Origin of the sequence: Rhizomonospora bruguierae, from assembly GCF_018397995.1 — a bacterium.
Taxonomy (GTDB): domain Bacteria; phylum Actinomycetota; class Actinomycetes; order Mycobacteriales; family Micromonosporaceae; genus Rhizomonospora; species Rhizomonospora bruguierae.
The window spans coordinates 1-14,087 of sequence record NZ_BBQH01000048.1; the positions used below are offsets into that span (position 1 = coordinate 1).

A 14,087-nucleotide genomic window follows, 5' to 3' on the forward strand; every position below is an offset into this window, starting at 1 on the left:
TTGTCGGTCCTGGACGAACACGTCACGGCCGCATGGACGACGTTTGGCAAGAACAACCAGACCCGCAGCTACCGGCGACGCAAGGGGCTGCCCACCTACAAGATCGCCCGCTACGCGGACGACTTTGTGATCATGGTGTCCGGACGTCGCGAGCACGCCGAGGCGCTGCGCGACGAAGTGGCTGAGGTGCTGGCCACCGTGGGTCTGCGGCTGTCAGAGGAGAAGACAACCGTCGCGCACATTGACGAGGGGTTCGACTTCCTGGGGTTCCGCATCCAGCGGCAACACCAGCGAGGCTCGAACAAGCGGTTTGTCTACACCTGGCCATCGCGTAAGGCGCTGACCAACGATGGCCAAGGTCAAGACGATCGCCAGGCAAGGAACCAACCAGCCCCTCGCTGAACTGCTCCGGCAGATCAACGCGGTGCTACGAGGCTGGACCAGCTACTTCCGCCACGGGGTGTCCAAGGCGACCTTCTCGTTCCTGCACCAGTACACCTGGGAACGGGTCACGAGATGGCTTCGCCGCAAACACCGCCGGATCACGTGGAAGAAGCTCAAACGCCGCTACCTACCAGGGTGGTGGCCCACCGACGGCGAGACGGCCTTGTTCAACGCCGGAGCGGTACCGGTCACCCGATACCGCTACCGAGGAACGAAGATCCCCACGCCGTGGACACCAGCCCCGGTCGCAACGTCGTAACCCACCGCACGGACTCGCGGAGAGCCGGATGCGGGGCCAACTCGCACGTCCGGTTCGGGGAGCGGGCCGGGGAAACGGACCAGCCGAAACGCTGGCACCGCGCCCCGGTCCGACTCCACTGCACCGCGACCGCCCGCCGCAGCGTGCGCGCCGACCCCGTATAGCCGGCCGCACGGACCACCGGCAGCAGCCGCTTCGCAGTGATCCGCCCGTCCGTCGCCTTCACCTTGGCGAAGATCAGATCGGTGAACGAGTCGGCCAGCCCCGGCGCCGGCGCCCGCCACCGGCCCGGCCGCTGCCCGGCCGAGCGGCGATCCAGCACCCGCTTGACGGTCTTGTGGGTCGTGCCGCAGAGGGCGGCCGTGGCCCGCAGGCTCCCGGTCTCCTCGTAGGCGTTGATGATGTCCAACTCCTGCCTCGCAGTCTTCAATAGAGGGTCCTTCGGGGCTTGCAGACGTGCTGGTTGGCACCGCAAGTCTCGCGGCCCCGAAGGACCCTCAAAAGATCAACTAATCCCCTGCGAGGTGGGGACATTCACTGGCCACGAGCGGAGACTTTGCCATGGCCAGGGACAGGTCCGGCAGCCGTCTCCGGCCGAAACAGCTCGATCAGCTGCGGGCGCACTCTCTGGGCACCGCCGACCTGGAACCGGACGACTTCCCCTGCCCGAGGCCGGGATCATGGACGCGGATAGCCTCGACGCCCGGCCCGATCACCGGATGCGGGCCAGACGCCGCATGGCCGAGGTCGACGAATGCGACGGCCGTGGGAAGGCACGCCGATGGTTGCGGCGCTTCGGGGGTCGGCTGGGATACGGTCTTTCCGACCGAGGGAGGTGAGCGGCCGTGGCGAGCGCCAGGACGCGGGTCAGTCAGGCCGCCGCCCTGTACCGCGAGGCCGCGGCCTCGGTCGCCGCTGCCGAGCGGGCGTTGGAGCGGCCGGTCCCGGCGCCGGATACGCGCGGCGAGCAGGTGGAGTTGGGGCAGCGGCTGCGGCGTGCTGCTGGCGTGTTGGCGCCGGGGTGGCTCGGGGCGCCGCTGGACGAGGTGTCAGCGGATGCGCCGCTGGGCGGGGTGCAGCAGCCGGGGTTCGTCCGGATCGGGGCGGCGCAGCCCGTGGACGACGTCCGCTTTCCGGTCGTCGTGCCGTTGCTCGGAAGCGGGCATCTGACCATTGACGCGGACGCGCGCGACCCGCGGGTCGCCGGCTTGATCCGGGCGGTGGCGCTGCGGTTGTTGGCGGCGGCGCCGGCCGGGTCGTTGCTGGTGCGGGCGGTCGACGCGGCGGGGGCGGGGACGATGTTCGCGCCGTTCGCGCCGCTGGCGGATGCGGGCGTGCTGCCGCCGCCGGCGACCGACCGGGCCGGGCTGCGCGCGGTTCTCGCCGAGGCGGAGCAGTGGGTCCAGCCAGCGCGCCAGCCCTCAGCCAGCCGCGGCTCCACGCCCGCCCAGCCGCCAACGGAGCAGTGGGTCCAGCCGGCGCGCCAGCCCTCTACGAGTCGCGGCTCCACGCCCGTCCAGCCGTCACCGGGCGGTCAGGCATCGGGTGCGGAGCACCATGGTGCCGCGGGGGCCCCACCGCTGACGGGGCAGGCATATCAGCTCGCTCCGGCCGGTCACCTCAACCCGCCGCCGGCCGGGCAGGGGCAGGCCGGGCCGTACCGGCAGGCCACCGTCCCGGTCCAGCAGGCGCGGGTGGCGGCAGCCACCACCGAGCAGGTCACGCCGGCGAACGACGCAACGCCCAGGCCGGTACGCCGGAACAGGACGATGCTGCTGGTCATCGCGAGCTTCCCGGAGCTGACCGAGGGCTCCGACCTGGCGCGGATCGCCGCACTGGCCCAATACGGTCCGGCCGCGGGGCTGCACCTGATCGTGGCCGGCTGGCCCCCACCTCCGCTGACGGCGGAGACGACGCAGCCGCCGTTGCAGCTCACCACCGCCATCGCCGTGCGGAATCCGTACGCCCTGGTCGGAAACCCGCCCGTCGGCTCGTTCTCGGCGCCGCCGGCGCAGCACGTCCCCGGCACCGGGCTGAACGCCCCGGTGTACCTGGACGACGATCCGCCCGCGCACCTGTTCGAGCGGGTCTGCCGGGAACTGGCCGCCCGGTCACAGGATCAGGCTCGCCTGCGGCTGACGGACCTGCTGCCGGAGGCCACCCAGGGGCTGTGGGCGGAGGACGCGAAGGATGGACTGGCCACCGTCGTGGGGCGGGACGGCGACCGCCCGCTGATCCTCCGGTTCGACGATCTGACTCCGCATTGGATGGTCGGCGGACGCTCCGGCGCCGGCAAGACGGCGTTCCTCATCAACGTGCTGTACGGCCTGTGTACCCGGCACGGCCCGGATGAGCTCCTGGTGTACCTGCTGGACTTCAAGGAGGGTGTGTCCTTCACGGAGTTCACCCCGACGCCGCGGGACGCGAGTTGGCTGCCGCACGCGCGGGCGGTGGGCGTGGAGTCGGACCGGGAGTACGGGCTGGCGGTGCTGCGCCACCTCGACGGTGAGATGACCCGGCGGTCGGTGGCGTACAAGCAGGCGGGCGTCACCCGCTTCGCGGACCTGCGGGAGCACCAGCCCCTGCCGCGGATCGTCTGCGTGATCGACGAGTTTCAGGTCCTGCTCGCGGGGACCGACCGGCTCGCGACCGAGGCGGTCGCGCTGCTGGAGTCGCTGGCGCGCAAGGGCCGGTCGTACGGCATCCATCTCGTCCTCGCGAGCCAGACCGTGCGGGGCGTGGAGTCGCTCTACGCGAAGCGGGACTCCATCTTCGGGCAGTTCCCGGTGCGCGTGGCCCTGCCCGGCGGCGGGGACGTCCTGGATCCCACGAACGATGCGGCGGCCGGTCTGCCGCTGGGTACGGCGGTGGTGAACACGGCCGGCGGCTTCGGCGGCCCGCGCGGGGCGACGCGGGGGCACGAGCGGACGGTGCGCTTCCCCGACCCGCACGCGGACCGGCCCGCGCTCGACCGGCTGCGGCACCGCCTGTGGGAGGCCCGCCCGGCCGGTTCACCTCCGCCGCGGGTCTTTCAGGGGTACGCCGACCAGCACCTCGCGGATGACGTGCTCTACCGGGCCGCGGTGGAGGGGCGGCGGGGTCGGCACACCGTCCTGCTCGGCCGGCTCATCGACGTGGACCTGAACACGGCGGCGTTCCCGCTGGACACGTCGCCCGGCCGGCACCTGGCGATCCTCGGCCCCAGCCCGTTGGGGGCCGACCTGCTCGACGCCGCCGCCCGCGGCCTCGCGGCGCAGCACGACCCGGGCACCACCCGGTTCGTCATCGCCTCCCTCGTGGACGCGGGGGACACGGTGGCCGCCCGGCTCGCCGAGGATGTCGGTCGCGAGCATGAAACCCGGCTGGTGGACGCGGCGGGCATGGTCGAGGCGTTGGCCGCGGACCATCCCGGGTACCTGATCGTCTTCGGCATGGATGCCGGTGGCCGGTTGCCGGGCGAGCGGCTGCGCGCGCTGCTGCGCGAGGGGCCGTCCCGCGGTGTGCACCTGTTGGCCTGGTGGCGCGGTCCGCGGCGGTTCACCGAGGAGGTCGGCGGCTCGGCCCGGGAGGACGTGGCGGGTCTGGTGTTGCTCAATGTCCCGGCCACCGACGCGGCGCTGCTGCTCGGCGCCCCGGTGGATTGGCGCCCCCGCCCGAACCGGGCCCTGCTGCACGACCGGCACGCCGACCGTACGGCGGTGTTCGTGCCGTTCGTTCGGCCGGAGGCGGAGCGGTGAAGCGCCAGGGGCGCGGGAACGTACGGAAGGCGGGCGCGGTGGGGGCCGGGGGCGCGGGAACGTACGAAAGGCCGGGACGGTGAGCGCCTGGGAGGAGTACACCGGCGCAGCGCAGCGGCTCGACGCCGTCCGCCGCGGCGCGGCCGCCGCCGTAGCCGAGCAGGCCGGAGCCGCGCAGGCCGCGCAGAGCGAACTGGCCCTGGTGCGCGAGCGGCTGCGGGCCGAGCACGCGCGGCTCGTCCAGGCGGGGGTACCGGCGGAGCAACTCGCTCCCACCGAGGAGGAGATCGCGGCCGCCGGCGCCGGCCTGCGTGCGGGCCCGGTCGCGGTCCGCGAGACGCTGCGGCGGGCACAGTCCACCGTGGACGCCGCTGCGGCGGCGCTCGTCTCCGGCGGCCCGGGCGCGCCGGGCGGCGGGCTCGGCGCGGCGCCGCTGTGGCTGCGCAACCTCGCCGTGTACGGGCCGTTCGCGTTCGTCGTGCTCGTCATCCAGGTGGCGTTGTACCTGGTCGTGGACGAGATCTCGGTACCAGCGGCGCTGTGTGGGCTGGCCATGCCGCTGGCCGCGTTCGGGCTCGGCTGGCTGGCCATCGGGCTGGCCTTCCCGGACGAGCGGGCACCGGGGGGCGGCCGGCAGCCGGTGCGCCGGACGCCGCTGTTCGGCGCGCTCGTCTGCCTGGCGCCGACGCTGCTGACCTGCGCGCTCTTCGGTGCTCTGTCGGTCTTCAGGTAGGAGCGAAGGGGGACCCGTGCCCAGCGTGGAGGAGCTCAAGGTGTACGTCGCCGGCGCCGTGGACGTGGTCGAGCGGGCCGGCGCGGCGATTCGGGGCGTGGGTGACCAGCTCGACGAGGCGTTGGCCCAGCTACGGCTGACGGCGGCCGGCACGGCGCACCCGTCGCTGCTGGACGCGGTGGCGCAGCTCGAGCAGGCCAAGGCGCGCCTGGACGAGGCGCAGACGCACGTCGGCGGCGCGGTCGAGGCGGCCAACCGGTACCGCGCCCTGATCTAAATGTCCGGTTCGCCGGAAGATATCCACAGCCACCAAGATCTCATTGCGCTGTGGTGGTGGCCTCCGTACAACGGGTGAGGGAACAAGCCCACACCGACCTGGGGAGGCACGTTGGGCTTCAAGGTGATCCTGCCCGCCCTGCGCGAGGTGCCGGACATGCTGAACCGCCTGTCCGGCGACGCGGCGGCGTGCGCGACGTACACGGAAGACGTCTACGGCCGGCTGGACGCCGCCGGCCGACCGAACTTCAGGGCGGGGCTCATCAACGTCCTCGCCGGCAACCACGCGCGCATCCGGCGTGAGGTGCACACCTTCTTCGGCGACGCCGAGCGGGTCGCCGCCGGCCAGCGCGACGCGGTCGCCGCCTCCGTCCGCCGGTACGAGACGAGCGACACCGCCGTCGCCGGCACCCTGGACGCGATGATCCCGCCCACCGCGCTCGACCCCGAGTGGCGGCGGGAGCCCGTTCTGCACCCGGAGTGGGAGCAGGTGCGGATCGTGGAGCGCGGCCACCCGCGCGACGCGCTCAAGCCGCTGCCCGACTACCGCGCCGAGTACCCGTACGAGCCGCGGTGGGCCGACCTGCTGAGCCCGGCCTCGCTGGCGCGGGACGCGGTGTGGGGCATGACCGCGCTGGGCGCCAAGCTCGGCATCTGCGACCGGCCCTACGACCCGCTAGACGAGTGGACGCTGCCGCTCGTCGGCGACTGGGCCGGTCTGCGGGCGTGCGGCGAGGCCCTGACCAACCTCAAGTCGGCCACCGAGATCCTCGCGGCGAACGGCACCTGGATCGGCCTGCGGGTGGAGGGCTGCTGGCTCGGGAACGCCGCGGACGCCTGCTGGAACGTGCTGCACCGCACCGAGGACGCGCTCCGCGTCGCACCCGACGCGCTCGCCCGCCTCGCGGCCGCCTACCTGACCGTGGTGGAGGACGTGCGCAAGCTCGAGGAGGTCATCGAGTACGCGATCGTCGACCTGCTCGACCGGGTCGTGGACGCCCTCCTGTCGGTCGAGACGGCCGGCGCCGGGATGCTGCTGTACTCGGGGCACGTCCTGGCGGACCTGCGGCGGGTGTACGACGCGGTCACCACGGTGACCGACAAGATCGCCCAGCTCAGGCTCGCGGTGGAGAACGGCGACGCTGTGCTGTCCCACCTCGGACTGGTCGAGGCGGAGGCACACCTGCCCGCCCTGCCGGTGCAGCGGTGAGGCGGCGGAGACGATGACCGCATACGAGGAATCGCGCCAGCGCACCTACGCACGACTGACCGAGCAGGAGGATCCGCTGCTCCGCGAGATCGGCGATCAACTGGGGCAGGGCGTGCTGCGCCCCAGCGACCTACTCACCGACCCGTCGTACCGGGGCCTGCTCGCCCGTTCGCTACGCCGCCTGCAGACCGCCGCCCTGGCGGTTCCGGACGATGGAACCGAGAACATCCCCGGCGGGCCCGCGCCGGCAACGCCGCTGCCCGCGCCGCCGCGGGAGGACGGACCTCCGGCCGGCCCCAGCCCGTGGGGGACCCGATGATCGCCCGCCGCACCGCGGCGACCACCCCGGCGCCGGGGCCCGTCCGCGGGAGCGCACACACACCCCGGTGGGTCTGGCGGGTCTGGTTCGGCCACTGCGTGGCGGTCTGCGGCACGCTGCTCCTCGCGGCGTCGGTCGCCGTGGCCCTGTACGTCGCGACGGGTGGCACCCACGTCCCGCGCGACCTGCCGTATCGGTGGACCGGCGCCGGCCCGGTGCACGTCACGGCCCGCGGCGGTCAGGTCTCGTGTGCCTATTCGGCGGAGGGCGCCCCGGGTCGGGCGAGGATCGGTGGGTACGACCTGGTGCTGGCGAGCGTTCTCGGGGGACGCACGATCCGTGGGCGCAGTGCTCCGGGCGGCCCCGCCGCGCAGAGCCCCAACATCCTGATCTGCGACGGCCCGGTCACAGTCACCGGCGGCTGGGTCGTACGGCTGTACCCGCTCGCCGGTTCCTGGGCACGGTTCATCACATACCTGTTGGCGATGCTGCTCGGCGCCCTCGCCGGCCGACGCCCGGTCCCCACCGGCCCGATCAGCGGCCGGCGCCCGGGTCCCACCGGCTCCGTCAGCGGCCAACACCCCGGCTCTCCCGCCAGCCGGCCTCGCGAGCCCGCTATCGGCTCCCATCGCAACCCCGCCGAACCGCTTGCTGAGCAGGCACGGCGGCACCGCGCCGCCGACATCGCGTGGACGCCGACGGCGAGGGCGTCGGGAACCATCGGCAACGACGGGAGGGGGCGGCCCATGCTGAGCGCACCGGCGGCACTCCGGCGGCCCGCCCTCAACGCGCCGCTCAACCAGCCGCGGCCGGTGGCCGAATCGCGCGGGTTCCGGCCGGCCTGGGCCGCCACCAACGTCAAGGCCGACCGGATCCGGGCGGAGGCCCTGGCCCGGCCGATGCGGTTCGAGCGGACCAACACGTGGGGTCACGCCGCCATGTGGGAAACGGCCGGGATCATGTCGTTCGTCGCCGCGCTGGGCGTGCTGCCGCTCCTGCTGGCGATGACCGGTTCGGCGCCGCCGTGGTACGTCACCTATCCGGCCATCGTGGCGGTCCTGCTCGGCATCCATGTGGCACTGCTGCGCAGGCTCTACTACTACCGGCTCGGCCGGCCGTGGCAGCCCAAGCCCCGCTCCGAACTACCACCTCCGCCCCCGCCGGCCGCCACGCCCGCCAGGGAGGACGTCGCACCCCCCGAGCAACGCGACCCCTGAGAGCCAAGCCCTCTGCGAACAAAAGGCACGGCAAAGGGCCGGCCTCTCCGAGCACCACGGCCGCCGCGCCGCCCATAGGCACAGGCCGCCCGCCCGGGCGCACTGCGCCAGGGTCAGGGGCGGCCCATGAGGGCCATCGCCTCGGCGCGGGACTTCGCGTCCCGTTGCAGCATGCCGCGCACCGCCGAGGTGATGGTCCTCGCCCCGTCCTTCTGGATGCCACGCATCGCCATGCACATGTGCTCGCACTCGAGCACCACGATGACGCCACCGGCCTCCAGTTGCTCCATGAGCAGGTCGGCGATCTGGGTGGTGAGGCGCTCCTGCACCTGCGGACGGCGGGCGTAGACCTCGACCAGGCGGGCCAGCTTCGACAGGCCCGTGATGCGACCGTGCGACCCCGGGATGTATCCGATGTGCGCCACGCCCCGGAACGGGAGGAGGTGGTGCTCACAGAGCGACATGACCTCGATGTCGCGCACCAGGACCAGCTCCGAGTGGTTCGCCTCGAACGTGGTCTCCAGGACCTTCGCCGGGTCGACCCGGAGGCCGGCGAACAGCTCCGCGTAGGCGCGGGCGACGCGGGCCGGGGTGCGGCGCAGGCCGTCCCGGTCGGGGTCCTCACCGACGGCGGTGAGGATCTCCCGGACGGCCCGCTCGATGCGGGCCAGGTCGACGACCGACTCCACCGGGCCGCCGGTCAGCTTGCCGTCGATCAGGCGCGCCGCCAGGTAGTCCAGCTCCGGCTCGTCGTCGTCGCCGTCCGGCTCCGTGCACGACGCCGCCGGAGCCGATTCGTCCACGCCGGTGGCCAGGCCGCTGCGGCGCTTGCCGCCGCCGGACGCGGCCCGCGCCCCGTTGGGTAAGGGCGCGGGCCGGTCCGCTGAGTTCTTCGGGCTCATCCTGCTACCGGTGTCCCGCTCAGTGCGGGCCATCCGAGTTGGCACTGGGGTTCGAGGACTGTTGTCCGTTACCCGTGCCACCGACCGTCGCCTCGGCCCCGTCCGCCGCGGCCTGAGCCTTCAGCTTCTCCTTCTCGGCCGGGGTGAGCACCGGCGGGTCCGTGGACGGGCGGCGCTTGCCGAAGCCGTTGTACGGGGCCATCGGCGGCCGCTTCTGCACCCGCGCGCAGATGCGCGCCATGTCCGACTGCGAGATGGTCTCCTTGTCGATCAGCTCCAGCACGATCGTGTCCAGCACGTCCCGGTACTCGACCAGGATCTCCCACGCCTCGTCGTGCGCGAGTTCGATCAGCGAACGGACCTCACCGTCAATCTCGGCGGCGACGACGTCGGAGTAGTCCCGCTCGTGGCCGTAGCTGCGGCCCAGGAACGGCTCGTCGTTGTTCGTGCCGTACTTGACGGCGCCGAGCTTGGAACTCATGCCGTACTGGGTGACCATCGCCCGGGCCAACCCGGACGCCTTCTCGATGTCGTTGCCGGCGCCCGTGGTCGGCTCGTGGAAGACGAGTTCCTCGGCGGCCCGGCCGCCCAGGGCGTACGCCAGGGTGTCGATCATCTCGGCGCGGGTCTGGGTGTACTTGTCCTCCACCGGGAGCACCAGGGTGTGCCCCAGCGACTGGCCACGGGACAGGATCGTCACCTTGTGCACCGGGGCCGCGTGCGGCAGCGCCCAGGCCACCAGGGCGTGCCCGCCCTCGTGGTACGCGGTGATCTTCTTCTCGTGGTCACTCATCACCCGGGTGCGGCGCTGCGGGCCGGCCACCACGCGGTCGATCGACTCCTCCAGGGCGTCGTTCGAGATCGCGCGCTTGTTCTGCCGGGCGGTGAGCAGGGCCGCCTCGTTAATGACGTTGGCCAGGTCGGCGCCGGTGAAGCCGGGGGTGCGGCGGGCGACGGCGTCCAGGTCCACGTCGGGGGCGAATGGCTTGCCCTTGGCGTGCACGCGCAGGACGGCCTTGCGGCCCTCCATGTCCGGCCGGTCGACGGCGATCTGCCGGTCGAAGCGGCCGGGGCGCAGCAGCGCCGGGTCGAGGATGTCCGGGCGGTTCGTGGCGGCGATCAGTATCACACCACCCTTGGCGTCGAAGCCGTCCATCTCGACGAGCAGCTGGTTGAGCGTCTGCTCGCGCTCGTCGTGGCCGCCGCCCAGGCCGGCGCCGCGGTGCCGGCCGACCGCGTCGATCTCGTCGACGAAGATGATCGCCGGGGCATTCGCCTTGGCCTGCTCGAACAGGTCGCGAACCCGGCTGGCGCCGACGCCGACGAACATCTCGACGAAGTCCGAGCCGGAGATCGTGTAGAACGGCACCCCGGCCTCGCCGGCGACCGCGCGGGCCAGCAGCGTCTTGCCGGTACCGGGCGGGCCGAACAGCAGCACGCCCTTCGGGATCTTGGCGCCGAGGGCCTGGTACTTCGCCGGGTTCTGCAGGAAGTCCTTGATCTCGTGCAGTTCCTCGACGGCCTCTTCGGCGCCGGCCACGTCGGCGAACGTGGTCTTGGGCATGTCCTTGGAGATCAGCTTCGCCTTGGACTTGCCGAAGTTGAGCACCCGCGAGCCGCCGCCCTGCATCTGCGACATGAACAGCAGCAGCAGGATGACCAGCACCGCGATGGGCAGCAGGTTCAGCAGGAGGGTGAGGAAGACGCTGTCCTGGGACACCTTCGTGTCGACCGGGCCGCTGATCCGGCCCGCGGCCTTGGCCTCCTGCACCGTGTTCCAGATATTCTGCCCGACCTCGTACGGATACTGGGCCTGGATCCGGTTGGTAGTGGTGTCGCCGAACTTGGCGGGGTCCTTCAGGTCGATCTGGAGCGTCTGCTCCTTGTCCTGCTGGACCACCTTGGTGATGCCGCCCTTGGCAAGCTGCTCCAGGGCCACCGATGTCTCCACCCGGTGGTAGCTGGGCCCACCGGTGAAGAGGGAGCTGAGCGCTATCGCACCGATGATCACCAGGATGATCCAGACCACCGGCCGGCGGAAGAAACGCGTACGTTCCATGCTGTTGTCGAGCGCTTGGCGCCCGGATCCTCCTGATCGATGTCCGACCGTCTCTACAGGTAACCGCCCCCGGAGGGTGGCGGCCGCCGCGCTGGCTGGTAAACCATCGTGGCACCGGGCGTCGTCGAGACGGCGCCATCGGTCATTCGAAGGTACACCGTATCCGCGAAGCGGCGGCTGCGGTATCCGGCGTCGAGCCCGGAATGCCAACAAACTGGACACGAGGCCGAGGTCCCCGGCCGCCGCTCTGCCCGGTCGCCGGCAAAGCTACCTGCGGTTGCTGTGGGAACGCTGAGTCATCCCCGTCCAAAGCGCCGCATTCCGCTGCTGGCGTAACACGCCGGTTACCGGCGCGGCGGGCACCGCCGGTAAACCCCGTAGGCGGCCACGGACCGACCCGGGCAGCGCGCGAGCATGGGAGGGGCCTGTCTTCAAGCGAGACTTGAGCGACGCATCGCACAGCCCCGCGGCCCGGTCGCGGACGGCGTCATCCGCGCGTGTACACCTCCGGCTTCAACACGCCGACGTACGGGACCTCGCGGTACCGCTCGGCGTAGTCGAGCCCGTACCCCACGACGAACTCGTTCGGGATCTCGAAGCCGACGTACCGGACCGGGATGTTGACCTTGACGGCCTCGGGCTTGCGGAACAGGGCCACCACCTCCACGCTCGCCGCCGAGCGCGACTCCAGGTACTTCAGCAGCCAGGACAGGGTGAGCCCGGAGTCGACGATGTCCTCCACCACGAGCACCTTGTGCCCGGCGATGTCCCGGTCGAGATCCTTCAGGATCCGCACGACGCCGGACGACGTGGTGCCCTCGCCGTACGAGGAGACGGCCATGAACTCCAGCTCGGCGGGCGGACCGTACCGGCCCAGCGCCCGGGCGAAGTCGGCCATGAACATGGCCGCGCCCTTGAGCACGCAGACGAGCAGCAGCCCCTCGGTGTCGCCGTAGTCGGCTGCCACCTGCTTGGCCAGCTCGTCGGTCTTCTCGCGGATCTCGTCCTCGCTAATGATCACGCGCGCGATGTCGGCGTCGTACCAGCTGCCCTCGGCCATGGCCTAAGCCTGCCGTACGACGGTTGCGGCTCGGCGCCGGGGCGGCCCGGAACGCGGGCGGGCCGACCGGTGACGCTCGGTTACGGATCGGGAAACGCCGAGCGGCCAGCCCCCGGTGGGAGCTGGCCTCTCGTGGTTGTGCGGATCGTCAGGCGGAGTAACCGCGGGTGGCGATCCAGTTCGCCAGGTCGCTGGTGTTCATCCAGTAGGACTGGACGTTCGGGTTGGCCGGGTCGGCGATCTTCACCGTGCGCCCCTGGTCCCGGTAGCCGACGACGGTCAGGTAGTGGCCGCCCTCGTACGAGTGCGCCATGCCGTCGGTGTCCACCGCGGTACCCGCGATGTTCGCGACCACCGCGCGGTTCTGCGCGTTCGCCTGCGTCACGTTGGTCTGCAGCCGCTCGACATCGGCCGGCTTGGCGGCCGGGCCCGGGATCGAGGTCGTCTCGTAGGCGTCCTTGCCCCCGCTGCTGTTCAGCACCCGGGTGATGTCCACGGCCGAGTTGGTGCCGTCCTCGGTCGTACCCAGGGCCTTGGCCACGTCGTCCTGCGACAGCGGGTGCCCCACGCTGGTCAGCGCGATTCGGGTGGACGCCGGGCCGCAGTAGAAGAAGTTCGGCTGCGACTGGTACTCGTACCGGACTTCCTTGCTCGCCGGCGTGGCGACGAGCTTGCGCTCCGACGCCGGGGCGGTGCTCACCACGCCCGCGCCGGTCGTGGGCTCGTGGTGCCGGGTCAGCGTCGCGTCGCCTGCGGCGGCCATGCCGCCCACGAGTGCCACGCCGGCGGTGGCGAGCGCGCTCTTGGTCACGAAGGTCTGCGCCATGGCCGGGAGCCAACGGCGGAAGTTGGTCTTCACGTTTAGCTACCCTTCGGTCGTGGGTGCGGGCCCGCCGCTAACCGGGCACGCCCGCTGGGAAGAGACCCCGCCCGCGGGATCGCAGGGGGTTCGGGAGTCGCTGCGACACGCCCGCCCGAAGAACTCGGAACGGCGTGTTCAGCAGCGAAGCGCGGGGACCCATCCGTGACTCGCTTGGCCAACCGCGCGGAAGAGAACGCCCGGGAAGATCGCACGGGCATCCGGGGGTGTAACCGCGGGGGGCGGCCGGGCATTCCGGCGACGCCAGCCCCGCACAGAAGACGCCCAGCGCGACCGCGCAGGCATCCGGGGGTGTAACGACGGGCGGCGGCCGAGCATTCCGGCGACGCCAGCCCCGCAGACAAGACGCCCAGCGCGACGGCGCGGGGCATCCGGGGGTGTAACGACGGGCGGCCACCCGACATTCCGGCGTTCAGAGGCCGGGTACACCGTCTGGAAAACGCCCGGTGACTACTGCTCGGGCATCCGTATGTGTAACGACCCGGGCCCCCATGGCATTCCGGCATGCCGTTCTCAAGGGCCACATGCGCACCAGAGGCCCCAATGACCTCGGTGTTCGGGGGTCAGTATCCGAGCACGGCGCCGTCTGCCCGTGGTTCAGAGCCGGCAACGTACACCACTGTCCGGTAACCGCCAGATGGGTGGACCGTACCCGAATGCGCCCGGATCGTCCGTAATCTCAGCCGGCTCCACCCTGTCCAGGATGCCGAGCGCGAGCAACGCAGCCAGGGCCCTGGCGGTGGCAGGTCGAGGCGTGCTCCGCGAGATCGGCCGCGGTCAGCAGGCCACCGGTCCGTTCCGCGTACGAGGCCAGCGCTGCCGCCGCAGCGCCGTGATAGGGCTGGAGAATGGTCAGCGCGATGGCGGCGGCGTCCACAGCCGTACCGCCGCGGCGCAGCGTGTGCAGACCGGTGGCGGCCGCCAGGGGGTGACTGGTCGCCACGGCAGCCTCAGCCGCACACAGCGGCATCCGTGCGCGTCCACCTATCCA

General features: G+C 72.0%; 13 protein-coding genes. 8 read left to right on the forward strand and 5 right to left on the reverse strand.

Annotated elements, in window-relative coordinates:
• Positions 1-402: reverse transcriptase domain-containing protein (locus KJS59_RS22615; protein ID WP_249714727.1), on the forward strand; the 402-nt coding region annotated here is incomplete at its 5' end.
• Positions 350-703 (forward strand): group II intron maturase-specific domain-containing protein, encoded by a 354-nt coding sequence (locus KJS59_RS32330; RefSeq protein WP_213454974.1) that lies wholly within the window; start codon positions 350-352, stop codon positions 701-703. The genes KJS59_RS22615 and KJS59_RS32330, both read left to right, overlap by 53 nt.
• Here the strand turns inward: KJS59_RS32330 and KJS59_RS22625 are convergent.
• Complete coding sequence (locus KJS59_RS22625; protein WP_213454975.1) at positions 633-1,133, reverse strand: hypothetical protein; 501 nt, start codon at positions 1,131-1,133, stop codon at positions 633-635. The genes KJS59_RS32330 and KJS59_RS22625 overlap by 71 nt on opposite strands.
• Positions 1,134-2,001: 868 nt before the next feature.
• Here KJS59_RS22625 and KJS59_RS22630 point away from each other — a divergent pair.
• The 6 genes from KJS59_RS22630 (at position 2,002) to KJS59_RS22655 (ending at position 8,195) form a co-directional block, all read left to right on the forward strand.
• On the forward strand, positions 2,002-4,440 hold the full coding sequence (locus KJS59_RS22630) for an FtsK/SpoIIIE domain-containing protein (RefSeq protein WP_213455005.1): 2,439 nt from the start codon (positions 2,002-2,004) through the stop codon (positions 4,438-4,440).
• Positions 4,441-4,519: 79 nt separating this feature from the next.
• Positions 4,520-5,173 (forward strand): hypothetical protein, encoded by a 654-nt coding sequence (locus tag KJS59_RS22635; RefSeq protein WP_213454976.1) that lies wholly within the window; start codon positions 4,520-4,522, stop codon positions 5,171-5,173.
• 16 nt (positions 5,174-5,189) lie between these two features.
• On the forward strand, positions 5,190-5,450 hold the full coding sequence (locus KJS59_RS22640) for a hypothetical protein (protein WP_213454977.1): 261 nt from the start codon (positions 5,190-5,192) through the stop codon (positions 5,448-5,450).
• A gap of 111 nt (positions 5,451-5,561) precedes the next feature.
• Positions 5,562-6,659 carry a hypothetical protein gene (locus KJS59_RS22645; protein WP_213454978.1) on the forward strand — a complete coding sequence of 366 codons (1,098 nt, stop codon included), beginning with the start codon at positions 5,562-5,564 and terminating at the stop codon, positions 6,657-6,659.
• 13 nt (positions 6,660-6,672) lie between these two features.
• Complete coding sequence (locus tag KJS59_RS22650; RefSeq protein ID WP_213454979.1) at positions 6,673-6,978, forward strand: hypothetical protein; 306 nt, start codon at positions 6,673-6,675, stop codon at positions 6,976-6,978.
• Positions 6,975-8,195, forward strand: a complete 1,221-nt coding sequence (locus KJS59_RS22655) for a hypothetical protein (RefSeq protein ID WP_213454980.1) — start codon at positions 6,975-6,977, stop codon at positions 8,193-8,195. Before KJS59_RS22650 ends, KJS59_RS22655 begins: the two co-directional genes overlap by 4 nt.
• Positions 8,196-8,308: 113 nt before the next feature.
• Here KJS59_RS22655 and folE read toward each other — a convergent pair whose 3' ends face one another.
• From folE to KJS59_RS22675, 4 genes are all read right to left on the reverse strand, one after another.
• Positions 8,309-8,926, reverse strand: coding sequence for a GTP cyclohydrolase I FolE (folE, locus tag KJS59_RS22660; RefSeq protein ID WP_249714735.1), 618 nt, complete (start codon positions 8,924-8,926; stop codon positions 8,309-8,311).
• Between the two features lie 190 nt (positions 8,927-9,116).
• The gene (gene ftsH / locus KJS59_RS22665) at positions 9,117-11,156 is read right to left on the reverse strand and encodes an ATP-dependent zinc metalloprotease FtsH (RefSeq protein WP_213454982.1); all 2,040 of its coding nucleotides are present in this window, start codon (positions 11,154-11,156) and stop codon (positions 9,117-9,119) included.
• Positions 11,157-11,643: 487 nt separating this feature from the next.
• The gene (hpt, locus tag KJS59_RS22670) at positions 11,644-12,216 is read right to left on the reverse strand and encodes a hypoxanthine phosphoribosyltransferase (RefSeq protein WP_213454983.1); all 573 of its coding nucleotides are present in this window, start codon (positions 12,214-12,216) and stop codon (positions 11,644-11,646) included.
• Positions 12,217-12,364: 148 nt separating this feature from the next.
• Positions 12,365-12,916 (reverse strand): C39 family peptidase, encoded by a 552-nt coding sequence (locus tag KJS59_RS22675; protein WP_376771240.1) that lies wholly within the window; start codon positions 12,914-12,916, stop codon positions 12,365-12,367.
• Between the last annotated feature and the right edge of the window lie 1,171 nt (positions 12,917-14,087).

Coding starts and splice junctions, on each gene's coding strand:
- KJS59_RS22655 (WP_213454980.1), top strand. CDS start 6,975: ATGATCGCCCGCCGCACCGCGGCGACCACCCCGGCGCCGGGGCCCGTC.
- KJS59_RS32330 (WP_213454974.1), top strand. CDS start 350: ATGGCCAAGGTCAAGACGATCGCCAGGCAAGGAACCAACCAGCCCCTC.
- KJS59_RS22650 (WP_213454979.1), top strand. CDS start 6,673: ATGACCGCATACGAGGAATCGCGCCAGCGCACCTACGCACGACTGACC.
- KJS59_RS22630 (WP_213455005.1), top strand. CDS start 2,002: ATGTTCGCGCCGTTCGCGCCGCTGGCGGATGCGGGCGTGCTGCCGCCG.
- hpt (WP_213454983.1), bottom strand. CDS start 12,216: ATGGCCGAGGGCAGCTGGTACGACGCCGACATCGCGCGCGTGATCATT.
- ftsH (WP_213454982.1), bottom strand. CDS start 11,156: ATGGAACGTACGCGTTTCTTCCGCCGGCCGGTGGTCTGGATCATCCTG.